This is a genomic window from Mesorhizobium sp. B3-2-1 (assembly GCF_006439515.1).
In the GTDB taxonomy this organism is placed as follows: domain Bacteria; phylum Pseudomonadota; class Alphaproteobacteria; order Rhizobiales; family Rhizobiaceae; genus Mesorhizobium.
In genome coordinates this window covers 128615-152902 of sequence record NZ_VFTI01000001.1, presented here as the reverse complement: position 1 = coordinate 152902, position 24288 = coordinate 128615, and the positions used below count along the sequence as shown (strand labels likewise).

Below are 24288 nucleotides of genomic sequence, written 5' to 3'. Positions count from 1 at the left end.
CCCCCTCTATTGCAGCCAGGCCGAGGGACCGGCGCCGGCCTCGTCGAGCGTGCGGCCGGTGCGAAAACGATCGAGCCCATAGGCGGCGATCAGTGGATGCGGTTTGCCGGTCGCCAGCATGTGCGCAAAGCACCAGCCGGAGGCCGGCGTCGCCTTGAAGCCGCCATAACACCAGCCACCATTGAGATAGAGTCCGTCGATCGGCGTCGGGCAGATGATCGGGCTGGCGTCGGGCGTCATGTCCATGACGCCGCCCCAATGGCGCAGCAGCCGGACGCGCGAGATGCAGGGCATCAGCGCGATCGCGGCCTCGGCCACTTCGCGCACGACGCCGAGATTGCCGCGCTGGGCGTAGGAATTGTAACCGTCGAGATTGCCGCCGAAGACAAGCCCACCCTTGTCGGACTGACTGACATAGAAATGATCGGCGCCATAGGCGACGACATGGTCGACCAGCGGCTTCAGGGGCTCGGTGACGAATGCTTGCAGCACGTGGCTTTCGATCGGCAGTTCCAGGCCTGCCTTCTGTCCGAGCACGGAGGTATGGCCGGCCACGGCGAGGCCGATTTTGCCGGCGCCGATCCGGCCCTTGCTCGTTTCGACGCCGACGATCCTTTCGCCGTCACGGACGAAACCGGTCACCTCGCAGTTCTGGATGATGTCGACGCCATGGCCGTCGGCGGCACGCGCATAGCCCCAGGCAACGGCATCGTGGCGGGCGGTGCCGGCACGGCCCTGCAGGATCGCGCCATATATCGGAAATCGCGCCGTTTCGGAGAAATCCAGATAGGGAACCAGCCGTCGCACCGCGTCGCGGTCGAGTATGTCGGCATCGATGCCGTTCAGCCGCATGACGTTGGCACGATGGCTGAAAGCGTCGAGTTGATCCGCCGAATGGGCGGTGACGATCTGGCCGCGTTGCGAAAACATGACGTTGAAATTCAGCGCCTGCGACAAGCCTTCCCACAGCTTGACCGAGAATTCGTAGAACTGGGTGTTGCCGTCGAGCAGATAATTGGAGCGGATCACCGTGGTGTTGCGGCCGACATTCCCGCCGCCGACATGGCCCTTCTCCAGCACGGCGACATTGCGGATGCCGTGGTTCTCGGCGAGATAGAAAGCCGTGGCCAGCCCATGTCCGCCACCGCCGACAATGATCACGTCATAAGCCGGCTTCGGCTCTGCAGCGCGCCACGCGCGCTGCCAGTTCTTGTGGCCGGACAGGCCGTTGCGAAAAATCGAGAGCGCCGAATAGCGTGCCATGCTGATGGTCTAGCGAACGATTGAGCCAGCCGGGGTGCGCGTCAGCACTTCGGCGCCCGCATCGGCCAGCAGCACGGTATTTGAGATGAAATGGTCGCCGCGGCCGGTGCCCATCAACCAGGACAGGATATGGAAACTCATTCCCGTTTCGATCTCGAGATCGGAATCGTGCCTCAGCCCGGTCACGGAATTGCCGCCGGTCCAGGATGGTGGCTGGCCGATGCCGACCAGATAACCGCAATGATGGCGGCGATAGTGCGAAAGACCGGCCTCATCGGCGACGCCCTGCCAGGCAGCATAGACGTCGCGCGCCCTCACACCGGGCTCGAGCGCCTTGACGACGGCGTCGAATGCCTTGGCTGTGACCTCGGCCATCGCCGCGTCTTCGTCCTTGATGCTGCCGATACGGACCAGCCGGCCGAGTGGCGCGTGATAGCGCGAGATGCAGCCGGAGAGTTCGACGAATACGGGCTCGCCGGCGCGATAGAGTCCGTCGCCCCAGGTCGTATGCTCTTCGCCAAGCCTGGCGGCGGGACGGATGAACGGGCCGAAGCCGGGCACATGGCCGCCGGCGCGGATCATCGCCGCCACACATTGGGCGGCGACCTCCTGCTCGGCGGCACCGTCGGAAATCGCCGCGATCGCGGCACCTGCCGCGGCGTCCGTGACCTTGGCGGCGCGACGCATCAGCACCTGTTCCTCGGCACTCTTCACAAGCCGCATCCTGTCGACTAGCCCGGAAACGTCGCTCCAGTTGGCATTGGCCTGCGCCTCGAGTTTCAAGGCGAGGCCATGGCTCAGCCCCGAGGTCCAATGTTCGAGGCCGATCCGCTTGCCGGTCAGGCCAAGCTCGGAAATTACTCGCGCGGCGAGATCGGCCGCCGTCTCGCTGTCGGAATGGCCGCGGAATTCCGCCGCCTTCACCTGGTTTTCGATCGTCACTTTTTCCATCGACCGGGTGACCAGAACCGGCTGATGGTCGAGTGGGACGATCAGGAGGTGCGGCGCGAAATACCCCCAATGGTCGAGCCCGGTGAGATAGAAGACATTTTCCGGCGAGGCAAAGACGGCGGCGTCGAGCCCGCGCCCGGCCAGCGCCGTGCGAACTTTCGACAGGCGGCCGGCGATTTCTGCTTCGGAAAAAGGATTTCGGTCCATTTTGTATCCTTGGATTGCCGGCTTTGGTGTCGGGTTCAGTCGATGGTGATGAGGTCGCGGGTCACGTCGCAAAGTCGCTCGCCGCCGCCTTCGGCAACGACGAAAGATTCGGAGATGGCGACGCCGAAATCTTCGAGCCAGACGCCGGCCATGAAGTGGAAGCACATGCCGGGCCGCAACTCGGTCCTGTCGCCGGGCCTCAGGCTCGCAGTGCGTTCGCCCCAATCCGGCGGATAGGCGAGGCCGACGGGATAACCGACTCGACTTTCCTTCTTCAGCCCATTTCTGCGCAGCACCGCCTGCCAGGCGGCTTCGACCTGTTCGGCGGTGTTGCCGGGCCGTGCCAGTTCGAGGCCGGCATCGACGCCTTCGACGATCACCTTGGCCATATCGGAGAGGGCGGTCGGCGGCTTGCCGAAATGGACCGTCCGGGTCAGTGCCGCATGGTAGCGCCGTCGCACGCCGGCGATTTCGATGATCGCCAACCCAGTGTCGGGAAGTGGCGCGTCCGACCAGGTCAGGTGTGGTGTGCTGGTGCCTTCGCCCACCGGCATCAGCGGGCAGATTGCGGCGTAGTCGCCGCCGGCGTCCGGCACGCCCATGATCTGGGCATGATAGATCTCGGCAATCACGTGGTTCTGCGGCACGCCCGGCCGCATCTTTTCGACAGCGCGGTTCATGGCATTGCTGCAGATCGCGCCGGCTTCGCGGATCAGCGCCAGCTCGGCATCTGATTTCACCAGCCGGGCCCAGTTGACGAGGTCGTGGTTGTTGCTGAAACGCGCCGCTGGCAGGCCGGCTACGAGATGGGCATGGCAGCGCGCCGTGTAGTAGTGCGCGTCCATCTCGACGCCGATGCGCGCCCGTTCCCAACCGCGTGCCCGGATCAGACCGGCGAGCTCGTCATAGGGATGCTCGACGGGCTGCTGTACCAGCCGCTCCGAGAACGGGACGATGTTTTGTTCGGGCAAGCCGGTGGTCATGCGGGCGCTTCTGGCGTCCTGCGCCCGGCCGAACCAGATCGGCTTGTCCTCTTCCAGATGGACGAGCACGCATTGCGGCACGTAGAAGGACCAACCGTCATAGCCTGTCAGCCAGCACATGTTCGCCGGATCCTGGCAGACGATGAGATCGAAGCCGGCCTTCTCCATGCGCTGCTTCACGCCGGTCAGGCGCTGCGCATACTCCGTCTTCGTAAAGCTGCCTGAGCCGCTCAAACTCGTTCCCCTGACCGCCACGTCAACCCGACAAGCATGGGTAATTGTGCACAACTATCAGCCCATCTCGGCTGAACGTGCGATCATAATCATCTATTTCCAGGATTCGTACAGCGCGTCTTGCGATATGTCCAGATGAGTTGTATACGTCTTGCATACTCGCTGCGACGGAGGAGAAACGTCGTCCGGGCAAGACAATCGTCAAAAAGAAAAGGGGATGCATGCTCATGTCACAGATATCTCGTCGAACGGCCATGAAGGCGGCTGCTTGCCTTGCACTTGTCGCGACCGCGTTCACGGCGCTGCCGGCCCAGGCCGAAACGACCCTCGAACGCGCCAAGAAGGACGGTTATATCCGTGTCGGCTTCGCCAACGAGGCGCCGTTCGGTTTTGCGACGCCTGACGGCAAGCTGACCGGCGAAGCGCCAGAAGTCGCCAAAGCGGTGCTTGCCAAGATGGGCATCCCGCAGGTCGACGGCGTGCTGACCGAATTCGGCTCGCTCATCCCCGGTCTCAAAGCCGGACGCTTCGACATCATCGCGGCCGGCATGTTCATCAATCCGAAGCGCTGCGCCGAGATCAATTTCTCCGAACCATCTTATGGCATTGGCCAGGCCATGCTGGTGGCGAAGGGCAATCCAAAAGGCATAAAGGATTATTCGAGCATCAAGGACAATCCAGACCTCAAGCTCGCTGTGATGGCGGGTGCCGTCGAGGGCGGCTACGCCAAGGATGCCGGTGTCGCCGCGGGGCAAATCGTCGCCTTGCCAGATCAATCCAGTCTCGTCGCCGCCGTCCAGGCCGGTCGCGCCGATGCGGCCGCGCTTACCGCGCTGTCCATCGCCGACATGGCCAAGAAGGCCGATGGCGTCGAATCGACAAAGCCCTTCGGCGAAGTCGCCGGCAAGTCGGTGAAAGGCCATGGCGGCTTCGGCTTCCGCAAGGAAGACACCGATCTGCAGAAAGCGTTCAACGCCGAACTGAAGAAATTCCTCGGGTCACCCGAGCACATCGCCCTGGTCGAGCCGCTCGGCTTCGGCAAGGACTATCTGCCGAACAAGACGACTGCACAGCTCTGCAAGGGCGAATAAAGTTCCCAACTGCTGGGCGGCGTGAACGCGCCGCCCTCTTTTTTCTTCGGAGAAGCAGATGGGAATCCGCACACTTGTTGCCATGCTCGTCGTCTCGCTCGCCGTCATCGGCGTGCTGGCGACACAGGCAACATACAGCCTGTTCCTGCCGGGACTGCTGCAGGGCGCTGTCCTGACAATCGAGATCGCCGTTCTTGGCAGCCTGCTGGCGGTTGTCATGGGCGTGCTCGCCGCGTTGGCGCGCATGTACGGCCCCGCGCCGCTTAGATGGCTGGCGACGGCCTATGTCGAGATCTTTCGCGGAACCTCGGCGCTGGTGCAGCTGTTCTGGCTGTTTTTCGTGCTGCCGCAATTCGGGGTCACGCTCGACGCGTTTCTCGTTGCCGTGCTGGCGCTCGGCCTGAATGTCGGGGCTTACGGATCCGAATGCGTGCGCGGCGCCATCCAGTCGGTCGCGCGCGGTCAGTGGGAAGCGGGAACGGCGCTCAACATGAGCCGTGGGCAGATGCTGCGCCGGATCATCCTGCCGCAGGCCTTCATCGCCATGATCCCACCCTGGGGCAATTTGTTCATCGAACTGCTGAAGTCGACCGCGCTGGTGTCGCTGATCACCCTGTCGGACCTCGCCTTCAAGGCGCAGCAGATGAACCAGAATACATTCAAGACCATTCCGATCTTCACACTGGTGCTGCTGATGTATCTCGCCATGTCGCTCACCGTCTCCATCGGCATGCGGCTTCTCGAAAAGCGGGCCTCGATCGGCCTCGCCAGGGGGAAGGCGACATGATCTGGGATTGGGGTTTTACACTCGAGATCCTACCGGTGCTGGCGCACGCCGCCGTCATCTCCATCGAGGCGACACTGCTCGGTTCCGCCATCGCCGCTTCGCTCGGTCTGGTCTTGGCGGTCGTCCGCATCGCCGTGCCACGGACGGGCTGGACGATTTCGGTGCTGGTCGAACTGATCCGCTCGACGCCGCTGCTCATCCAGATATTCTTTCTCTATTTCGTCTTTCCGAAATTCGGCATCGTGCTCGACGCCTTCACCGCTGGCGTTCTCGCCATAGGCATCCACTACGCCGCCTACTGCTCCGAGGTCTATCGCGCCGGCTTCGACAACATCCATCGCGGCCAATGGGAAGCCTCGATCGCTCTCAATCTCTCGTCTTGGACGACCTTTCGCGACATCATCATCCCGCAGGCCATTCCGCCGATCGTGCCGGCGCTCGGCAACTATCTCGTCGCGCTGTTCAAGGAGACGCCGCTGCTTTCGGCTATCGCCGTGCTGGAACTCATGCAGACGGCCAAGATCATCGGCTCCGAGACATTTCGTTACACCGAACCGATCACGCTGGTCGGCTTGTTCTTCCTCGCGATGAGCCTGGTTTCGGCCGCGCTGATTCGTGCCCTTGAACGCCTGCTCAACCGGAGGAACGCGCGATGACGGAACAACCGATGGTCCGCTTCGACAATGTTTCCAAACGCTACGGCGCGTTGACCGTCCTCGACGGCCTGAACCTCGAAATCGCGCGCGGCGAGAAGGTCTCCGTCATCGGTCCGTCCGGTTCCGGCAAGACCACCGTGCTGCGCATGCTGATGACGCTGGAGACGATCAATGACGGCGTCATTTGGGTCGAAGGCGAGCCGCTGACGCATATGAAGAAAAACGGCGCGCTGGTTCCCGCCGACCTTGCCCACATTCGCCGCATCAGGGCGAAGATCGGCATGGTGTTCCAGTCCTTCAATCTGTTCCCGCACATGACCGCGATGGCCAATTGCATCGAGGCGCCGATAACCGTCCTTGGCATGAAAAGGGCGGATGCCGAGGCGCGGGCGGCCGAGCTTCTCGACATGGTCGGGTTGTCTCAGAAAAAGGATCACTATCCTTCCCAGCTTTCCGGTGGCCAGCAACAGCGCGTCGCCATCGCCAGGGCGTTGGCGATGCGGCCCAAGATAATGCTGTTCGACGAGGTGACCTCCGCGCTCGACCCGGAACTTGTCGGCGAAGTGCTGCAGGTGATAAGGCAGATCGGCCGCGAGCATGATTTGACGATGCTCATGGTCACCCACCAGATGGGCTTCGCCAAGGAATTTTCCGATCGCGTCTGCTTCTTCTACCAGGGCAAGATATGCGAGCAGGGACCGCCAGGCGAACTGTTCGGTGCCCCTAAGAACGAGCGGACGCGGCAGTTCCTGCACGCTGTCCTGGAGGCTGGATGACGCTGGAGACGGATGCCTCGGCCACCACGGCGATCGCAGAGGCGCCACGACCGCTTTCGGCGCGGGAACGGTTCGAGCGCATCTACCGGATCCTGCGTGACCGCATCTGCCTGCTCGACTACCCGCCGGGAAGCCGCCTCTCCGAGGAAGAACTCGCCCAGGAATTCGAGATCAGCCGCACGCCGGTCCGCCGCGTGCTGGCGCGCCTTGAATCCGAAGGTCTGGTTCAATCCGTCCACGGCGTCGGCACCATAGTCACCGATGTCGATATCGAGGAACTGCAGCAGGTCTATCACCTGCGCCTGGAATTGGCGCTTCTGGTCGGCAAGCTTTCGCCGATCCCCCCAACAGCGGCCGACCTCGATCGGATCCGGGCGCTCATTGCGCGCTGTGATTCCGATATGCTCAATCCAGATCAGCGCGCTTTCCTGCAGCTGAACATGGACTTCTTCTCGGAACTGACCGCCATGACCGGGAACCAGCCGCTGCGCGAGATCAGTGAGAGATTATATTTCCAGGTGGCGCGTGTCGTCCTGAAGATGATGCCGCAACTGGGTTTGGTGGAGGAGTTCACGGCCTTCCGGCGTGAAATGGAGGAAGTTCTGGCTGCGGCGGAGATCGGCGACTGGGAGTCGATCGGGCATATAAGGCGCGCCCATATCTCGATGAGCTTTCGACGCATGATCCGGCATGCTGGCCGAAGTTGAGACAGCGCCCACTCTTGCTGGAATGTGCCAGCCGTCACGAACGTTTCACGCGGAACCGGCTCCCCGAATATCCGAGACGGTACTGCCGATCGAGGTTATGTCGGCCGACTCTCCTTTGATCGGCGAAACTGTTCGTCCGCAAGCCAGGTATGTTCCTGAAACCAGGAAGATCATCAGCGTCGAATCTAGAATATCGTGGCCGACAAGGATGCCTGTCAGCCCACCAACAAGGTATACTATGACGGCGACCACTATCATGGTCGCCCCGAACCGCTCTAACGGATCGGCACTGAAGCGAAGGACCTTCGTCGCGTTCCAGATCGCGACGATGAAGATCGCCGCCAATGATAACGCGCCCACAAGTCCAGCCTGAACCAAGGCTGTCAGAAAGCCGTTGTGAAAATGGTTGAAACCCTGACTCACCCCAAATTGCTTTTTGAAACCCTGCTGTGAAATCGCCCGGCTGGCGGACATGCCGTGGCCGAAAAATGGTGCTTCGCGAAATGCATCGATCCCAATGTCCCAGAGCCCAACCCTTAGTCCGAGCGGAGTGGAATGGTCACCTTTGGTGGCGAGAGCTTTCCAGTCATCGAACAGGAAATGAGTGCGATCCACGATGATTGGAGACGTGATTGCCGCGGTGAGCAGGCAGCAAGCGCTCGCAATCACCAGCACCCGTCGCATATTCGATCGCGTGAGTCTCTGGCGATTGATCACGAGGATGGCGGCAATGGCGATCAGCAAGGCCACCCAGATCATGCGGGAGCCAGAATAGACGGTCGCCACGGCGCCGGCGAGTATGGCGACGGTGAGTGTCTTCCAGGCTTTCTCTATTCCCGACACGGCGCCCGCGAGGCACATCATCACGGCGAGGCAGGTGACCGTCGCGAACACGATCGGATTTCCAGCCCCTCCTTCGGCTCTCAGCATCCCGATCCAATAATATTGGACAATGGTTAGCGCCAGCGCTCCGACACACGCTGCCGCGCTGGCCAGCACAGCAATGTGTACAAGCGTCGCCTTGTCGGTGATGCTCCAGGTCGAATAAGAGATCGGGAACACCAGCAAGGTGATCAGCGGCAGGAAGTGCGTGACATCGGCCCGCAGGGTGCCGTTGACGATCGACGCCAGGACCATCGCCGCGCAATAGGCATAAAGCGCAAGGGTCATGGCAAACATCGGCCGGTCGATGTTCAAGTGGCGTCGCTTGGCGACCAGCAACACCACCGACCAGAGCGCTCCACCATGAAATACGAAGCTCACCACCGACCCGAGCACTGGTGGCGAAAAGAAGCAGATGATCGAAAACCAACGGTTGACCTGTTCTGCCGTCAGGTGGCGCCGCAGCGATGTAAACGCGTTCAATGCCCTTGCTTCGCAATCTTCCGGATCGCGTGCGAATCGTTCGAACGATCCTTGCTCACCGTGCTTCGCCCCGTGCTCGAATCCGTATAGCTGCTTGCTTCTGTATCTGATAGTGCGGAACCGTCTCGCTCGCCATCCGGCTGCATGAGTGGACAGGCAAAAACCTGGCTTGATGCCTGTTCAGGCCGCGACCGCCGATGAAGCTCCCTGGGTTGCTTCCCGCCAGGATTGGAACATCAAGACGTCCCAAAGCAGATACTGGTTGTTACGGTGTCCGGAGAGGTGTTCCGACCACGCGCGCCGGATGGCCTCGGGCCGAAAGAAACCGTCTTCCCGCAATCGACGTTCGTCGAGCAGCGCCTCCGCCCATTCGCGAAGCGCGCCGCGCAACCAGGCGTCGATGGGCACGCCGAAGCCCATTTTCGGACGGTCGACAAGCGCCTTCGGAACATGTCGGTAAAGCAGTTGCCTGAGCGGCCACTTTGTCTGGCTGCCGGCTCGCAGGATGGAAAGCGGTAGCGAAAGTGCAAAGCTTGTCAGGCGGTGGTCAAGCAGCGGCACGCGGGTCTCGAGGCTGACTGCCATTGCCGCGCGATCAACCTTTACCAGGATGTCGTCCGGCAAATAGCTCATCAAATCGATGTACATCATCCGCTCGACGTTGCCCGGCAACGCTGGAAGCGCCTCCAATCCCGTCAGCATGGTAGGCGGCTCGGCTGCGTCCGGGATGATCTCGGTCGCTTCCCAGTGCGAGCAGAGGCGACGGTAGACATCGTCCATGGTTCGCAGCGAAAGAACCGACGCCGCCTTGTGGATCTTGTCGCCGACGCGCTCGCGGCGCAGGCGCTGCGGCAGAAGCGGCATGATCCCGCCCGCGACATTGTTGTAGAGATCGGGCGAGGCCAGTGTCGCCAAGCTGGCCGACGCGCGGCGCAGCCCCGTCGGGATGCGGGAAAGCTTGTTCCATAACGCATCGGCGAGTGCGTAGCGCGTGTAGCCGGAGAACAGCTCGTCGCCGCCATCGCCCGACAAAGCCACGGTAACGCTGCCACGCGCCAGTTTGGAGACGAGGAATGTCGGGATTTGCGAGGAGTCGGAGAAAGGCTCGCAATAAATGCCGGGCAGTTGGGGCACAACCTCTCGCGCGTCCCGCTCGCTGAGATAAAGTTCCGTATGGTCGGTGCCGAGGTGGCGCGCTACTTGCTGGGCATGGCCGGCCTCGTTGTAGCCCGCTTCGTCAAATCCGATCGTGAAGGTCCGCACCGGTCGCGAACTGATCGACTGCATGACCGCTACGATGGCGGAAGAATCGATGCCGCCCGAGAGGAAGGCGCCGAGCGGAACGTCCGCGATCATCTGCCCTTCGAGCGCGCGGCGAAGATGACGCTCGACCTCGTCGACCGCCTCTTCGGGGCTCCCTTGAAAAGGATCGCGCTGGCCTTGTTCAGCGACTTCCCTGGCGCTCCAATAGCTCTCGACGTGTGGCTCACGCATCGGGTCGGAAAGGACGAGGAGGTGGCCGGGTCTCAATTTCCGAATGCCTTGGTAAATGCAGTAAGGGGCGGGGATGTAGTTGTGGCGCATCAGCAAAGCCAGCGCATTCCGGTCGATGTCCGGGCGCCAATCCGGCAGCGGTCGAAAGGCCTTGAGTTCCGAAGCAAACGCGAAGGCCTTGCCGATCCGGCCATAATATAAAGGCTTTTCCCCTAGGCGATCGCGTCCGAGAATGAGCGTTCTCTCCCGCCGGTCCCACAACCCAAAAGCAAACATGCCGACGGCCAATTCGAGAGCCCTTTTTATTCCAAGCTCTTCGATCGCGGCCAGAAAGGTCTCGGTGTCGGAATGGCCGCGCCAGGCATGAGCGCCGAATTCCCGATCGAGATGCGTCCGCATCTCGCCGTGATTGTAGATTTCCCCATTGAAGACGATGACATGGCGACCGCTATGCGAAAGCATCGGCTGCGCGCCGGCCGACGACAGGTCGATGATCGACAGTCGGCGTTGACTGAGCGCAACGCCGGCCTCGGCGTCAGTCCAGACGCCGTCGCCGTCCGGTCCGCGATGCCGGATCATGTCCGCCATACAGCGCACGCTGAACGGGCCGCTGCTGGTCGCGGCTGCTCCACCCACAATGCCGACGATACCGCACATCCCGCGTTTCTGCTCCACAATGACCTGGCTCGGATCTTCTCTCTACCGCGAAATCAGAGGAGGAAACGGGCCGCTATGAATTCATTCGCTCGAAACACCATTCACCACAGCCGGTGCCGAAGAGGCCAACTCCAGGCGCCACATTGAAGCGCTGCCTCGTGCGAAACCCAAGTTTTTCGACGGACGTCTCCAACTCTTCGGCTGTGGTGGATTGATAGGGATAGCCGCCTAGCCAGTCGTCGACATCCGCCAGGAACTCCATGCCTCGGCGCGCGCGATAGCTCTTGACAAATGAGATCGTGTCCCGATGGCGCAGCGTCCTTGCCAACATGTAGGCCGAGACAAATAGCGCTTTGACCGGGGGCCGTAGCCACCGATGGGACGAGTAGAGCCTTTTTTCGACTGTCCACAGTCCGCAAAGGGGTGTCTTCAGGTAGATCGCAATGCCAAACCTTCCGCCGTGACCAACGAGGCCGGCTGCGTTGCTGATGGCCGCCCACATGTCTCCCGTGTGATGCAGGACGCCCCACGAATAGACGACGTCGAATGTTCCGGTTGGAAGCGACGCCCTGTCGAGGATATCGGCTCGCTTCACACTCCATTCGGCTTCCGGCGCGAAGCGAGAAAGCACGGCCTTGGTCGTTTCGACACAGCCCGCGTCATAGTCAACGGCGTGAACCTTCGCTGCCCCCAGCCGAAGAGCGGCCGCTGAGTGCAGGCCCGATCCGCAGCCCATGTCCAGAAATGTCTTCCCCTCCAGATCTCCCACCAGGCGGCGAAGATCCTCGCAAGCCCGATCCAGATGCTCGTCCTCGAAGCGCGCGGCAAGCTCGGACCAGTTGCGGCCGAAATCATAACGCGCGTTCATAAGCTTCCCACCATGCCCTTTTCGAAAGACCGAAGCCTTGGCCGATGCCCGATAGAAGTCCCGAAACCAATGCGTTCCGCCGGTCGAGCCGCGCCTGACTCTTGCAGGCTGCGTCGGCGATCGGAATCGACCTGCTTAATGTCACGGTATATCCCAGTATTAAATTCAGGCCGAGTCTTACAGACTCCAATACTTTAGATTGTCAGAAATTTCATGCGGTTTGATAGCAGACTTGATGTCGAACAGCGTTCCTCCTGGCCTGATCATTTGAAAAAGACGCGCTCTCTCGCTTGTGAGATAAACCTTGTGAGGTACCGCCAAAACAAGCGCCTGCAAATCGCTTATCTCATCGAGCGGCAGGATCGTTTCGCCATGGTCGCGTCGAGCAGATTCGGCATCAGCAAGGGGATCGTGGACTTTAGGGACAATTCCGAACTGCCTCAGTTCCTTGACCATGCCGAAAACGCGGCTGTTGCGCAAATCCGGCACGTCCTCCTTGAAGGTCAGTCCGAGAATGCCGACTGAAGCCCCTTTGACAGGTATGTCCGAGCGGATCAGCTGTTTGACGACCTGTTGGGCAACGAAGGCTCCCATGCCGTCATTGATGCGGCGGCCGGCGAGGATAATCTGCGGGTGATAGCCTTCGGCCTCCGCTTTGGCAGTCAGGTAATACGGATCGACGCTGATGCAGTGGCCGCCGACGAAGCCCGGCTTGAAAGGAAGGAAGTTCCATTTTGTCGATGCGGCATCAAGGACATCCTGCGTCCGGATATCAAGCCGCTCGAAGATCATGGCCAGTTCATTCATCAGCGCGATGTTGAGGTCGCGCTGCGTGTTCTCGATAACCTTCGCCGCTTCGGCCACCTTTATCGACGGTGCGCGGTATATGCCGGCATCGATGATGCTGCCATAGACGCCGGCCACGCGCTCCAGCGTCTCGGCGTTCTCACCGGAGACGACTTTGATGATCCGTCGCAGCGAATGTTCCCGATCGCCTGGGTTTGCCCTTTCAGGCGAATAGCCGAGCGCGAAATCATGAGGGTGCCGCAGGCCGGACGTATGCTCGATGATCGGCCCGCAAAAATCCTCGGTCACGCCTGGATAGACCGTCGATTCGAAAACGACGACCGCGCCTTTGCTCACCACTTCGCCGACAAGCTCAGATGCCAGTTTCAAAGGCGCAAGATCGGGAGCACGGTTGATGTCGATAGGTGTTGGCACGGCAACGATGAAGAAAGTCGCGCCTTTCAACATCTCCCGGTCGGTCGTAAGCGCGATCGAGGAGACCTTGAGCGCCGCCGTGTCGACCTCTCCCGTGCGATCGACGCCGCGACGCAGTTCCTCGATCCGGGTTTCGCTGATATCGAAAGCAATCGTGCCCGGGAAAACCTTCCCAAACGCGACGGCTAGCGGCAGGCCGACATATCCCAGGCCGATAACGGCGATGCGTTCGGACATCCGCGGATTTCCTAAGGTCGCTTATGAGTGAGCTTGTATGGCAGGCCGCACGCAAATTCAACGATGTGTAGTTGCGTAGCGGGAAGTCTCCACTCAAAATAGTGCTTGATCAACGCACGTATCGCCATATGGATCGTATCGTTGTTGTCGTGAGCGAACCAAAATCCCTTGCAACCACGCGGGGACATCTTCTGCTCGCGCTGCGCACAGCCGGATACGAAGTACATGCCCTGGCGCCAGTCGATGCCATGACCGTTGGTTGGCTGACCGAGAACGGCATCCGTTTTCATCCATTGCCCATGGAGCGTGCCGCTATTGCGCCATTCAGCGATACGCTGTTGGCTTTTCGTCTTCACAGGAAGCTACGAGAGCTCAAACCCCGGGCCGTACTGACCTGTGCGATCAAGCCGATCGTCTATGGCATACCCGCGGCGCTGATTGCGGGGGTACCGCGCCGGCACGCGCTTGTCACGGGCCTCGGCTATGCGTTCACGGACCATCACAAATCTCTACGGTGGAGGATGGTCAATGCGGTGGCCCGGCTTCTTTATGCCGCGAGCCTGCGTGTTGCCACTACGGCCACCTTCCAGAACGACGATGACCGAGATGACTTCCGTCGTCTGGGACTGCTCGGACGCACACCAGCCAATGTCGCCAACGGTTCAGGGGTAGACCTCGATCGATTCAAAGTTGCGCCATTACCGGAGAAGCCGCGATTTCTTATGATCGCACGCCTGCTTCGCGACAAAGGCCTCGGCGAATATCTAGGTGCGGCGAGGCTGGTTAAGGCAATTCGACCTGAAGCTCGTTTCGACCTGGTCGGCGATACGGATCCAAATCCCGCGGGATTTCCAGTATCGGAAGTTGAGGCAGCCGTCGCGGACGGAACCATCCACTATCACGGGGCTGTCGAAGACGTCCGTCGAGTGATCGCCGATTCGCGCATCTTCGTGCTTCCGTCCTATCGCGAGGGTACGTCGCGATCTGTCCTGGAGGCTATGGCAATGGGGCGCCCGGTGATCACGACAGATGCGCCAGGTTGTCGCGCGCCGATCGTCCCCGGCGTGAACGGCCTGCTGGTGCCGGTCGGTGTCACGGCCCCATTGGCGGAGGCTATGATCCGCCTGATCGACAACCCGAATGAAGCCGAATGCATGGCCAGGAACAGTCGATCGATTGCCGAACAGCGCTATGATATTCAGAAAGTCACCGCTCATATGATGGAAATCATCGAAGCCGGGCACCGAGCCGCAGAATGACGTTTGCAGGAAATCCATCGTCGAACCGATACGAGTTCGGAGCCAATTGGGCGTCGTTCATCGACAAGCACTACTCGGATGAACGCCGTCGGATGGCGGCGGAGCAGCTCTTGTCCTTCCTCGGCAAACAGAGCCTCGAAGGGTTCGACTTTCTCGATATCGGCAGCGGCAGCGGACTGCACTCGCTTGCCGCCTTGGACGCAAAAGCGGATAGGATACATTCCTTCGATTTTGACCCGCTTTCGGTAAGCACAACCGGCAAGCTGCGCCAATTGGCCGGTGACCCGTCGAACTGGACCGTCGAACGCGGCGACGTGCTCGACGCCGCCTATCTGGAGAAGCTAGGCACCTGGAACCTCGTCTATTCCTGGGGCGTACTCCACCACACAGGTGCCATGTGGCAAGCTATCGAAAATGCGGTGCGCACGGTTGCGCCCGGCGGTCTCTTCTTCATTGCTCTCTATTCGTCGAATGTGGTGAAACCTTCGGCGGAATTCTGGCTCGACGTGAAACGGCGATACAACCGCGCCAACCCTCGCCAAAGGCGGTGGATGGAATATTGGTACATCTGGCGCTTCGGGCTCGGTCGCAATCCACTTCAACTGCCCTCGCTTGTGAAGCAGATCTACCAAAAGAAAAAAGGTCGCGGCATGAGCTACATGACCGATATCCGTGACTGGCTGGGCGGCTGGCCTATGGAGTTTGCCGAAGACCAGGCCGTGATCGATTGCCTGAAGAAGCGGTTCGATTTCGAGCTCGTCAGGATATCTGCCGGTGAGGCATGCACGGAATTTCTCTTCCAGAACCCGATCAGGTCGCCATCCAAAACCGAACCAGAGCAATTCTGATGCATGTCGCCCGGAAGTGTCCTCGGTTCCGGGACAACGACATGCATAAAATCAGAAGCTTACAGCAGGTCGGGCGAATCCTATTCGCCGCGACATGCTGTAACGTATGCCCCAAAGTGCGTGGCGGTTTTTGGGAGAACCACATGCGACAGAGACGTCAAGCGCATCGCCAATCCATTTCGATGCGACTCGTTTCAAGCGGCCGGCCCGCCGGTTCTCGTCCAGATACGCGGTCTGCCGTCTTCGAGGGTGACGATCTCGTCGCAATTTTCGACAGTCGTGAGGCGGTGGGCGATGATCAGCACCGTCAGGTCGGCCGGCAATTCCCGCATCGCCTCCATGACCGCGGCCTCGGTCTCCATGTCGAGCGCGCTCGTGGCTTCGTCGAAGACGAGCAAGGAGGCCTGTTTGTACAACGCCCGGGCGATGCCGATGCGCTGGCGCTGGCCGCCTGACAGGCGGACACCGCGCTCGCCGACCCGCGCCTCATACCCCTGGGGCAAACCTTCGATGAATTCAGCCAAAGCGGCCTGCTGCGCGGCACTGCGGACGCGATCATGGTCGATTCCGCTGGGGTCGATACCGAAAGCGATGTTCTCGGCGATCGAGGCGTCGGCCAGGAAGATGCTTTGCGGCACATGGGCGATCTGTCTTTGCCAGGCGCGCCGTGTAGCGCCATCCAGCCTTTGCCCGTCGATCTCGATCGCGCCGCTGGTCGGCTCGAGCAGGCCCATAATCAGATCGACTGTCGTGCTCTTGCCGCTGCCTGTCTTGCCGACGAACCCGACTTTGGTCCCTTTCGAGATTGTGAGATTGAACCGCTCGAGTATCGGCGGTTGGTCAGAAGCGTAACGGAACGACACATCCTTGAGCATGATCGCCCGATCGAATGGGAGGCGCTTGGCCGGAGGCTGTTTCCACTCTGGGCCAAGTGGTGCCTCGAGCGCCTGGAGCACGACTTCAGCGCCGGCAAGATTGCCCAGTATCAGCGCCCAATTGCCGTATACAAGCTGCATGGATGGGAGCAGACGCTGCGCTCCAAGAACAAATGTTCCAAGTATCGGCAGAACTTGGCCGGCATCGTTCGAGCGGGTGATGAGGAAATAAGCAAGCGCCGCGATGATCACCATACCCGCAGCTTCGATCGCGAAGCGCGGAGCGCCCGCCGCAAGCGCGTTCGTTGCATTCGCGCGCTGCAGGCGTAAGTCGAGTTGGCTGTATCGCGAGAGAAAATACGGCTGGGTGTCGTTGATGATGACATCACGAATGCCACCCAGTCCCTCTTGGACAGATCGGATGCCTTCGGCCTGCGCGCTGGCGATAATTTGCGCATTCCTCCTGAGGTGCTTGCGGATGACGAGCGACATGGCGAGGTAGACCGCCCCAAAGCCCGCGAAGATAACGAAGGTGATGAAAGAACTTAGGGCAAAAAGGGCAGCGATGATGAAGACACCGATGATTATGCCGCTGATCGATTGCAACAGGGGCAGCATCACACCCGCGGTGATGGTCTGAACCTGACGAAGCGCGGCCAACACCGAACTGGAATTGCGTGAAACGTGGTAGCTGTAGGGCTGGCGGAGTACTTGGTCATAGACCTTCACGCCCACCTCATGTCCCAGCGAGAAGACATAAGAATTCGTAGCCCAGGCAAGGAATATGCGCACGGCGCCGGCTATGATCGCCACCACCGAAAACAGAATCGTCAGACCGAAAAGGCTGTCTGACGGGCCGGTCAGCCGGAAGCCGGCAAACTGGCGCGCGAGGAAGGACTGGCCGCCAACCGCCTCGGGATTGGCGATGCGCGCAAGAAACGGCAGCAAAGCACCAAGCGTAGCGGCTTCCGCAAGTGCACCGAACATCATCAAGACAAGGAGGCCGAAAAACTGCCTCTGTCTAGGCTTCGATACCTGCCGCCACAAGCGCCGCAGTGTGTCGAGAGTGCTGCCTGAGTTTCGGTTTCCGCTCAATGCCAAATCGATGTCCGCATTCAGAGCGCTCAATGCACACGTTCGGCGCTCCACGACAAGTCACAACCGATGCCCATTGACAAATTTATCACAGAAGTCCGAAGGTGATCTGTCCACAACTCTGCGTAATGGGCGAGAGACCGTGATTGCGGTGAAGTGATATGCTTCAACCATGAGTGACGCTATAAAGATTCGGGATCGAAGGCAGTGGCTGAGCTTAATTGCGGCATTGCTTCGTATACTCGGCGTGTTCTCGGCCGGGGTAGGGACGGCGTTTCTGTTCTTTGTCTCGGCATATCCGCTCGGATTGGTCAGCGCCTACCCGGCTCCGCCAGCTTCAGCAATAGAAGGACCGCTGGGGTTTGCGCAGAAAGTGGGGTCGGTCGAGGACCTCTACCGTCGCCAGAGTGAGCCAATGCAGGCGTATCTCGAGCGTCTGACTACGGCCGTCGCGGGTGGAATGGTGCACTATTGGACGGAAGGTGATCGCTGGGCAGCGGCCGATGTGCCCTACACGCGGATCGGTGCTTTCGACAACTACCTCCTTTGGATGCTCAGCTTTCGCCCAGAATACCGGGAAAACCTGCAGAACTATGAATTTGTGACTCCCCGAAAGGCACTTGATCGGGGCTATGGGTTCTGTTCCCAGGTTTCGAAGATCGTCTACTCTGTCCTTGCCGATCAGGGCATCGAAGCGACGATCTACAGTGCGCCCGAGCACACTGTGGTTGAGTCGAATGGCAACATTCTCGATTCCGACTATGGTGTCTTCGTTCCTCACTCGCTTGAGGATGTACAACAGGACCCGTCGATCATCGACACCTACTACGCGCAATTCGGGCCGATGCTGCCTCTGCTAAGAAGAGCGTATGGTCAGGCCTGGCAACCGCTTGGGACCGCCGAAGACTTCAACGACGTGCGTGCGTACGAGGCAAAGTTCGAATGCCTGAAATGGGTTCCGCCGCTGGCGCTTCTGGCAATCGGTGTCTTGCTCGCGGCTATTGGCATGGTGCTCCGGCATCGTGAAAGGCTTGCCCGGCTTATGCCGTTGTGGGTTCGCAGAACTGCTCGGTCGATTTGATTTTGCCTACTCGTGACCATTTGCAGAACCCATAATCCGGCAGAGACTGCCGCTTGCGGACCGCCAGCACCTTATGGCAAGCCCAACAAGTCAGGCGGGGCGGATGACGCTGCGAGAAGAACTTCCGATGACGGATACTGAACGCCGACAATGCGCTGCCGTGCCTTCGACCGCACTCGCGAGAGGGCCTCGTCGCAAGGTGCTCTTTGTTATTGGGACGCTTGATCTCGGAGGCACGGAGAGCCAACTCGTGCTGCTTGCCACGGAGTTGAAGAAGCGAGGCTGGAACGTCGAGGTTTTTGCGCTTTCGCAGGGCGGCGTTCTGGCGGAAACACTGCATCGTGCAGGAGTCCGGGTATCGTACGGGTTTCATCGGCCGAATCCGTCACCTGAATCGCCGACAACGGCCAAGACGGCGACCAAATCGAGCGTGGCCGCGAAGACGCGCCCGAGCATGAAGGCGATGCTGGTTCTCGGCGCCGCGGTCACTTCGCTGGTCGTTCGCACTGCTTTGACGCGGCCGCGCGTTGTCCACGCCTTCCTGCCTTTGACAAACTTCCTGGGCGCTCTGGCGGGACGGTTTGCGTTGGCACCACTCGTCATCACTTCGAGACGCGGTCTTGGCTATCACCAGGAGCGCTGGCCACGGCTGAAGCGTATGGATCGCATCGCCAATCGGCTATCACATGTGGTGGTCGCGAACTCGCATGCGGTCGCGTCCGATATGGCGGCTCGCGATGGCTACGATATCGGCCGCGTCCGCGTGATTGCGAATGGTCTCGATCTGAGCCGCTTCGACCATGTGGGCCATCGACGAGGCGACACGCGGCGCCACCTCGGTCTCGATGCCGACGACGTCGGCATCGTCATAGTCGCCAATCTCATTCCGTATAAAGGGCATGGCGATCTCATCGAGGCGTTCGCTCTCGCCAGCAAAAGTCGACCGAAGCTAAGGTTGTTCGTGGCAGGACAGGATCGGGGCATCGGGCCGGTTCTGAGCGAGCAAGCCGAGCGCCTCGGGATTGGATCGAAAGTGCGGTTGTTGGGAACGCAGAATGATGTTCCGGGCCTGCTCGCCGGCATGGATATCGGTGTGATCGCCTCCCACGAAGAAGGTTTTTGCAACGCCTTGATGGAAAAGCTCGCGGCAGGTCTTCCGGTCGTCGCTACCAATGTCGGAGGAAATCCCGAGGCTGTCTCGGGTATGCCGGGTTGTGTACTGGTGGCGTCTCGTGACCCTGCCGATCTCGCTCGCGGGCTCCTCGCCGTTATCGACCGGTTGCCGGAGCCGGCAACTGACCGCGAGTTTCGGCAACGGACCATGAGAGAGCGCTACTCGGTCGGATCCATGGTCGACGCTTATGAACGCCTCTATCTCGAGGACAAATGAATGAGCGGGATCGCTCACTCTGAACGATCTTCGGCGCGTCCACTGGCGGGGATTCTCGCTTGTATCGCCGCCGGTCTGTGCGCATTTACCATAGTCATTTATCAGTCCTGGTTCATGCCATACTTTCTGCCGTTCTTTACGGGACGGGACGAGTTCGCGAGGCTGGTTTTCCATGCGCTCTATGGCGGCGTGCTGATTGTTTCGATCGCGGTTCTTGCAACGCGTCGAGAGGTGCGTAGCGCGATCCTCCTGCTTGCGATCGCCGCCGCCATGGCAGTCGTCCCGGTTGCGCTTCATCCGGTCGGGATCGTCGCCAAGTGTTACCTCATCACCCTTTTCCTCGGCGGCGCGGCGATTGTCCTCATGCTTGCATCCGCTCCGGTAATCGTGTTGCGCCTCTCGGCGTCAGTCACAGCGCTCAATGCGGTGGTTTGCTTCCTCGATCTCCTCTTTGCCAACGGCTTCACCAACACTCCTGGCCGGGCCGCCGGTTTGGCGATCAATCCCAATGTCGCGGCGGCCGGACTTCTGCTTGGGGCTGCGGCGAGCTATCGCGCCGTCGCACAAAAATGGCGTGCAAGCTTTCTTGTTCTCGTAGCCATAACGCTTCTTGCGACGCTTTCTCGCTCGACCCTTCTCGCCGCCTTTGCAACGGTGGCGGTTCCGAGTGTCGTTCGCGTTTGGCAACAATTTCGCAGCGGCCGTCGTTTTCAGATCGATCTCGGGGGTTGGGGCCGTGCGGTCGCCGTCGCGTTTGGACTGCTGGGAGCGATCGGCATCGCGCTGACCACAAATGCTTCCTTCCGCATCGCCATGGGCGAATCCTTTGCCGGCATTTTGTCTGTAAGCACCGCGCTCGACGAGGCATCAAAGGCTGTCGATCGACCTCCGCCTGCCGTTACAGTGCCAATTGCGGCGTCGCCTGAAGGGGCTTCGGCAAATCAACCGGCTTCGCCAGGGACAAGTTCTGCCGGCACTGCCACGCCCCCCGGTGCATCTGCGGACGCCGTAACGTCGTCTCCTCTGCCATCCGGCACCTGGTCCGCAGCCAGTCAATCCACGAACGTCGCCAAGATGCAGGCGCTCGGCGAACGGCTGACGGATGAAGGCAAGAGGAACTCGATTTCGGCAAGGGCTCTCTTTCTCGAGCGCGGACTGCTCGCCTATCGGGAGGGTGGCTTTTTCGGTCGCGGACTTGAAGAGGCGCAAGCCCTTGCGCCGCACAACACCTTCGTCCTGTTTGCGATCGCTTTCGGCCACCTCGGCTGGCTCATTCCGATCGCCATCGTCAGCTTCGCCTTCTGCTTTGCTCGAAACGCCGATGATCTTGCCCTTGGTGTCGCGGTTGTAGGGGTAATGCTGACCTCGCATGACCTCTTGCTGACACCAAGTCTCTTTCTTCCGATCGCGCTTGGGATTGGCGGCATGCTCGCCGCGCGGAAAGTGGCTGTCGAAATGCCATCGCCGACAGAGCCTTGGAGCTTTGCTTGCGGAACAGTGGCAGGCGTCGCGGCCTTTGGCGCCGGCTGCATCGCGATATTGCTCGTCACACCACCGCTTTCTACCGGACGGCTGCAGAACGAGACCATGTTTACTGTCCGAGGCGGATACGAGACGCTACTTCCGCGGTCACAATTTCCCGGTCTCTTCCAGTTTGACGACTTGTCCGACATTCCGCCTTCGCAAGTATCCTATCTGCACGAGAACGGGACATCGCTCCACCGCGTCGACTGGTCTTCGCATGCATGGCCCGCCGTCAGGCAAGGCGAGTATACTTTCCGCCGGCGGGCTGCTGTGCTGTTCGCGCCGACGGATTCGAGCGACCCTCGCAGCAATGAGCGAACCTACGAGGTCGCCGTTCCGGTTTCGGTGAGTGCACTCTGTTTCATTCTTCTAGGCACAATCATCGCGTGGTCGGTCGCGACGGTGGTTGCCGTGACGCCACTAACAAGTCGGTCTCGAGCCTCTGGATAATTTTCGGAACAAAAAGCCTCGCGCCGAAGATCGATAGGTGTTGATCGTCGACATGGAGACTGTGTCCGGCGGCATCGCGCTCAATTGCTCTTGCTGGCTGTGTGGGGCTGCGCGGCCGCAGCCGATACCTGGTTTTGCTCTTCGCCAGTGTCGAAAGCGAAGTAGAGACCTATCATCCGCGCAATCGCATCATCGGTCTCCGGTCTCAAGTTTCGGCGCAGGTGAGCTTTGTCGCGGTAAATGAACTCGCCATTGATGTAGGTGGCGCAATGCCTGTCCGGACACATACCTTTGAGTGGATCGACGAAGAACACCCCATTTTCATCCGCAAGCGACTCTAACGCGGTCACCACCGGCGACCAACGCCGTAGGATTTGCTCGCTATCCATGTCTGTCGAACAACGTCTCAGCATCCCGCTTTCGCGCATTGCCGCGCAGGACGTCAGATCCACGCCTGGCACCGGCACCTGTCCAATGATTCCGATGCGTCGTTGCCGAGCGGTGATTTCTTTGACGAGGCTGATCAGGCCATCGCGCAACAGCAGGACCCTGTCGGCCGGCCGGCCGTCATCGGCGACGACATTGGTGTCAGCAAGGTTTGTCCAGGCGGAAGACAGGACCACGAGGTCGATATCTTTTCGCTGTCTCAGCATGTGGACGACCGCCTTTCGGGAAGTCGCGCAGCTTTCCTGGTAGTCGGGATGTTCTGGAAAATCGCGATGGACACCTTCTCCGAAGGCGGCCGGGCAGCCACGATAAAGAAAGAAGGCCGTATTCTCCCTTTGGCCCACCGCATCCAACAGGGGGGCGAGATGCTCCGCATGGCTATCGCCCCACAGCACGGCGTGATGTCTCGCTTTGTTCCAGGGCGCCCCAAACGCGCAAAAGGTGCTGCCGAGTTCAGGGATGCCGACCGTCTGTGGACACGGCCAATCCCACATCACATCGAGGCTGCTTATTGCCTCGGCTTCTTTCGGAATCCTGCTGGTGAAACCGCCGGCTTCGAAGATCGCATTGCCGCTTAGGCAAACTATCACCGCGGCGGCAAGACCGGCGGCAAATGCCCTGGATGGAGGCGCCCGCAGACGGCGAAGGGGTTCTTCGACGAACCGCCAAGATAAATACGCCGCCAGCCAGGCCACCGCGACAAGGACCGACGCCTCGGCCGCCGTCGGCATTGCGGTGCCTGCGTAGTGACGGAAGAAGACCAGGATCGGCCAGTGCCAGAGATAAAGGCTATAAGAAATCTTGCCCGTCGATCGCAAAGGCGCGCTCGCAAGCAGCGCCGAGATCATTGACTGCGAACGCGGCCAGATGAGCAGGACAGCGCCGATCACTGGGAATAAAGCGCTCAGGCCTGGAAACGGTTGACCCGGCGACAGCCAGATGGTGCTGGCGGCGACCAGGCAAAGGCCGACCAGTCCGCAAACTTCGGAAGTGCCTCGGCGGCGAATGGGCGCCGCAAAGACCAGCAGGCCGCCGAGAGCCAGTTCCCAGGCTCGGCTGAAGGGAACATAGAACGCCTGTTTTGGATCGATCGCCACCAGATGGAGGGCAATCGAGAAGCTGATCAGTGCGACGATAGAAATCAGCGCGACGATCGGCAGACGGCGGCCCCGTGCCAACCGGTTCGCGACCAGAAGCAAAACCGGCCACACTAGGTAGAACTGCTCTTCGACGCCGAGCGACCAGAGATGGAGCAGGGGCAGAAGCGTCGACTCGCGGTCGAAATAGCCCGTGTTCCAGAGAAAGTAGTAGTTCGCCAACCCGACGGTGGAATATGCCGCACTGTGTCCTAAGCCGGCATAGTCCCCGGGGAGCAACAGAAACCACCCAGCAATGAGCGAGAAGCAGATCGTTACCAGCATCGCCGGCAGAATTCGGCGTATGCGTCTGGCGTAGAACTCGATCAGGGACAGTTTAGCGCCTTCACCCGCCAAAAGGCGCGTGATCAAGTAGCCGGAAATGACAAAGAAGATATCGACGCCGACGAAGCCACCCGGGAAACCGGGTACGTCAAAATGGAAAAGTATGACGGCGGCCACCGCGATTGCACGCAATCCGTCGACATCTGGCCGATAGTCGAACGTCAAAGCTCCTCCGGGGTCGTCTGCCGGCCTCATAGCCCAATTGCGCAACATGAGTCGATGACCTGATGTATACAGTGGCGGCACTCGCGGTTAGACTTACAAGTCGCATTTTGAGAAACGTGGGGATACCCTGACAATTTGTTTCGCGCTAGAACGACGAAAACCTAAACATTGGTACG

The 24288-nt window shown here is 60.3% G+C and carries 19 protein-coding genes; 10 read left to right on the top strand and 9 right to left on the bottom strand.

Going from position 1 to position 24288, the window contains the following annotated elements; translation table 11 throughout:
* Nucleotides 1-6: 6 nt before the first annotated feature.
* Genes FJW08_RS00765 through FJW08_RS00755 form a run of 3 tightly spaced genes read right to left on the bottom strand, consistent with a single transcriptional unit; the run spans nucleotide 7 to nucleotide 3638 of the window.
* Nucleotides 7-1263, bottom strand: a complete 1257-nt coding sequence (locus FJW08_RS00765) for a sarcosine oxidase subunit beta family protein (RefSeq protein ID WP_140808125.1) — start codon at nucleotides 1261-1263, stop codon at nucleotides 7-9.
* Between the two features lie 9 nt (nucleotides 1264-1272).
* The gene (locus FJW08_RS00760; protein ID WP_140808123.1) at nucleotides 1273-2421 is read right to left on the bottom strand and encodes a Xaa-Pro peptidase family protein; all 1149 of its coding nucleotides are present in this window, start codon (nucleotides 2419-2421) and stop codon (nucleotides 1273-1275) included.
* Between the two features lie 35 nt (nucleotides 2422-2456).
* Nucleotides 2457-3638, bottom strand: a complete 1182-nt coding sequence (locus tag FJW08_RS00755) for a M24 family metallopeptidase (protein WP_140808121.1) — start codon at nucleotides 3636-3638, stop codon at nucleotides 2457-2459.
* Nucleotides 3639-3865: 227 nt separating this feature from the next.
* On the opposite strand from FJW08_RS00755, the gene ehuB reads away from it, so the two are divergent.
* The 5 genes from ehuB to FJW08_RS00730 are packed head-to-tail and all read left to right on the top strand — an operon-like array spanning nucleotide 3866 to nucleotide 7655.
* Nucleotides 3866-4729, top strand: coding sequence for an ectoine/hydroxyectoine ABC transporter substrate-binding protein EhuB (gene ehuB / locus FJW08_RS00750; RefSeq protein WP_246682134.1), 864 nt, complete (start codon nucleotides 3866-3868; stop codon nucleotides 4727-4729).
* 58 nt (nucleotides 4730-4787) lie between these two features.
* Nucleotides 4788-5516 carry an ectoine/hydroxyectoine ABC transporter permease subunit EhuC gene (ehuC, locus tag FJW08_RS00745; RefSeq protein WP_140808117.1) on the top strand — a complete coding sequence of 243 codons (729 nt, stop codon included), beginning with the start codon at nucleotides 4788-4790 and terminating at the stop codon, nucleotides 5514-5516.
* Complete coding sequence (ehuD, locus tag FJW08_RS00740) at nucleotides 5513-6172, top strand: ectoine/hydroxyectoine ABC transporter permease subunit EhuD (RefSeq protein WP_140808114.1); 660 nt, start codon at nucleotides 5513-5515, stop codon at nucleotides 6170-6172. Before ehuC ends, ehuD begins: the two co-directional genes overlap by 4 nt.
* Nucleotides 6169-6948, top strand: a complete 780-nt coding sequence (ehuA, locus tag FJW08_RS00735) for an ectoine/hydroxyectoine ABC transporter ATP-binding protein EhuA (RefSeq protein WP_140808112.1) — start codon at nucleotides 6169-6171, stop codon at nucleotides 6946-6948. The genes ehuD and ehuA overlap by 4 nt, the downstream gene beginning before the upstream one ends.
* Nucleotides 6945-7655, top strand: coding sequence for a GntR family transcriptional regulator (locus FJW08_RS00730; protein ID WP_140808110.1), 711 nt, complete (start codon nucleotides 6945-6947; stop codon nucleotides 7653-7655). The genes ehuA and FJW08_RS00730 overlap by 4 nt, the downstream gene beginning before the upstream one ends.
* 45 nt (nucleotides 7656-7700) lie before the next feature.
* On the opposite strand, the gene FJW08_RS00725 is transcribed toward FJW08_RS00730, so the two are convergent.
* From FJW08_RS00725 to FJW08_RS00710, 4 genes are all read right to left on the bottom strand, one after another.
* On the bottom strand, nucleotides 7701-9020 hold the full coding sequence (locus tag FJW08_RS00725) for an O-antigen ligase (RefSeq protein ID WP_140808108.1): 1320 nt from the start codon (nucleotides 9018-9020) through the stop codon (nucleotides 7701-7703).
* A 180-nt stretch (nucleotides 9021-9200) separates the two neighbouring features.
* Nucleotides 9201-11171 carry an asparagine synthase (glutamine-hydrolyzing) gene (gene asnB / locus FJW08_RS00720; protein WP_140808106.1) on the bottom strand — a complete coding sequence of 657 codons (1971 nt, stop codon included), beginning with the start codon at nucleotides 11169-11171 and terminating at the stop codon, nucleotides 9201-9203.
* A 73-nt stretch (nucleotides 11172-11244) separates the two neighbouring features.
* Nucleotides 11245-12039, bottom strand: a complete 795-nt coding sequence (locus FJW08_RS00715) for a class I SAM-dependent methyltransferase (RefSeq protein ID WP_140808104.1) — start codon at nucleotides 12037-12039, stop codon at nucleotides 11245-11247.
* A 177-nt stretch (nucleotides 12040-12216) separates the two neighbouring features.
* Nucleotides 12217-13497, bottom strand: coding sequence for a nucleotide sugar dehydrogenase (locus FJW08_RS00710; protein WP_140808102.1), 1281 nt, complete (start codon nucleotides 13495-13497; stop codon nucleotides 12217-12219).
* A gap of 128 nt (nucleotides 13498-13625) precedes the next feature.
* On the opposite strand from FJW08_RS00710, the gene FJW08_RS00705 reads away from it, so the two are divergent.
* The gene (locus FJW08_RS00705; RefSeq protein WP_140808100.1) at nucleotides 13626-14756 is read left to right on the top strand and encodes a glycosyltransferase family 4 protein; all 1131 of its coding nucleotides are present in this window, start codon (nucleotides 13626-13628) and stop codon (nucleotides 14754-14756) included.
* Nucleotides 14753-15604, top strand: coding sequence for a class I SAM-dependent methyltransferase (locus tag FJW08_RS00700; protein ID WP_140808098.1), 852 nt, complete (start codon nucleotides 14753-14755; stop codon nucleotides 15602-15604). The genes FJW08_RS00705 and FJW08_RS00700 overlap by 4 nt, the downstream gene beginning before the upstream one ends.
* Before the next feature lie 194 nt (nucleotides 15605-15798).
* Here FJW08_RS00700 and FJW08_RS00695 read toward each other — a convergent pair whose 3' ends face one another.
* The gene (locus FJW08_RS00695) at nucleotides 15799-17607 is read right to left on the bottom strand and encodes an ABC transporter ATP-binding protein (RefSeq protein ID WP_246682133.1); all 1809 of its coding nucleotides are present in this window, start codon (nucleotides 17605-17607) and stop codon (nucleotides 15799-15801) included.
* A gap of 139 nt (nucleotides 17608-17746) precedes the next feature.
* Here FJW08_RS00695 and FJW08_RS00690 point away from each other — a divergent pair, with 139 nt between their 5' ends.
* The 3 genes from FJW08_RS00690 to FJW08_RS00680 all read left to right on the top strand — a co-directional run bounded on the left by FJW08_RS00690 (nucleotide 17747) and on the right by FJW08_RS00680 (nucleotide 22019).
* Nucleotides 17747-18655: a hypothetical protein gene (locus tag FJW08_RS00690; protein ID WP_140808096.1), complete on the top strand. Its 909-nt coding sequence runs from the start codon at nucleotides 17747-17749 to the stop codon at nucleotides 18653-18655.
* Nucleotides 18656-18782: 127 nt separating this feature from the next.
* A complete protein-coding gene (locus FJW08_RS00685; RefSeq protein WP_181182800.1) occupies nucleotides 18783-20045 on the top strand; it encodes a glycosyltransferase in 1263 nt (420 codons plus the stop codon).
* A complete protein-coding gene (locus tag FJW08_RS00680; RefSeq protein WP_140808092.1) occupies nucleotides 20046-22019 on the top strand; it encodes a hypothetical protein in 1974 nt (657 codons plus the stop codon). It abuts the gene before it with no gap.
* Between the two features lie 80 nt (nucleotides 22020-22099).
* Here FJW08_RS00680 and FJW08_RS00675 read toward each other — a convergent pair whose 3' ends face one another.
* Nucleotides 22100-24112, bottom strand: a complete 2013-nt coding sequence (locus FJW08_RS00675; RefSeq protein WP_181182799.1) for an acyltransferase family protein — start codon at nucleotides 24110-24112, stop codon at nucleotides 22100-22102.
* Nucleotides 24113-24288 lie beyond the last annotated feature (176 nt).

Bases quoted from the DNA above. Each gene is read 5' to 3' on its own strand.
- ehuB (WP_246682134.1), top strand. From the start codon at position 3,866: ATGTCACAGATATCTCGTCGAACGGCCATGAAGGCGGCTGCTTGCCTT.
- FJW08_RS00730 (WP_140808110.1), top strand. From the start codon at position 6,945: ATGACGCTGGAGACGGATGCCTCGGCCACCACGGCGATCGCAGAGGCG.
- FJW08_RS00700 (WP_140808098.1), top strand. From the start codon at position 14,753: ATGACGTTTGCAGGAAATCCATCGTCGAACCGATACGAGTTCGGAGCC.
- FJW08_RS00685 (WP_181182800.1), top strand. From the start codon at position 18,783: ATGACGGATACTGAACGCCGACAATGCGCTGCCGTGCCTTCGACCGCA.
- FJW08_RS00710 (WP_140808102.1), bottom strand. From the start codon at position 13,497: ATGTCCGAACGCATCGCCGTTATCGGCCTGGGATATGTCGGCCTGCCG.
- FJW08_RS00715 (WP_140808104.1), bottom strand. From the start codon at position 12,039: ATGAACGCGCGTTATGATTTCGGCCGCAACTGGTCCGAGCTTGCCGCG.
- FJW08_RS00765 (WP_140808125.1), bottom strand. From the start codon at position 1,263: ATGGCACGCTATTCGGCGCTCTCGATTTTTCGCAACGGCCTGTCCGGC.
- ehuA (WP_140808112.1), top strand. From the start codon at position 6,169: ATGACGGAACAACCGATGGTCCGCTTCGACAATGTTTCCAAACGCTAC.
- FJW08_RS00680 (WP_140808092.1), top strand. From the start codon at position 20,046: ATGAGCGGGATCGCTCACTCTGAACGATCTTCGGCGCGTCCACTGGCG.
- FJW08_RS00760 (WP_140808123.1), bottom strand. From the start codon at position 2,421: ATGGACCGAAATCCTTTTTCCGAAGCAGAAATCGCCGGCCGCCTGTCG.
- ehuD (WP_140808114.1), top strand. From the start codon at position 5,513: ATGATCTGGGATTGGGGTTTTACACTCGAGATCCTACCGGTGCTGGCG.
- asnB (WP_140808106.1), bottom strand. From the start codon at position 11,171: ATGTGCGGTATCGTCGGCATTGTGGGTGGAGCAGCCGCGACCAGCAGC.
- ehuC (WP_140808117.1), top strand. From the start codon at position 4,788: ATGGGAATCCGCACACTTGTTGCCATGCTCGTCGTCTCGCTCGCCGTC.
- FJW08_RS00705 (WP_140808100.1), top strand. From the start codon at position 13,626: ATGGATCGTATCGTTGTTGTCGTGAGCGAACCAAAATCCCTTGCAACC.
- FJW08_RS00690 (WP_140808096.1), top strand. From the start codon at position 17,747: ATGAGTGACGCTATAAAGATTCGGGATCGAAGGCAGTGGCTGAGCTTA.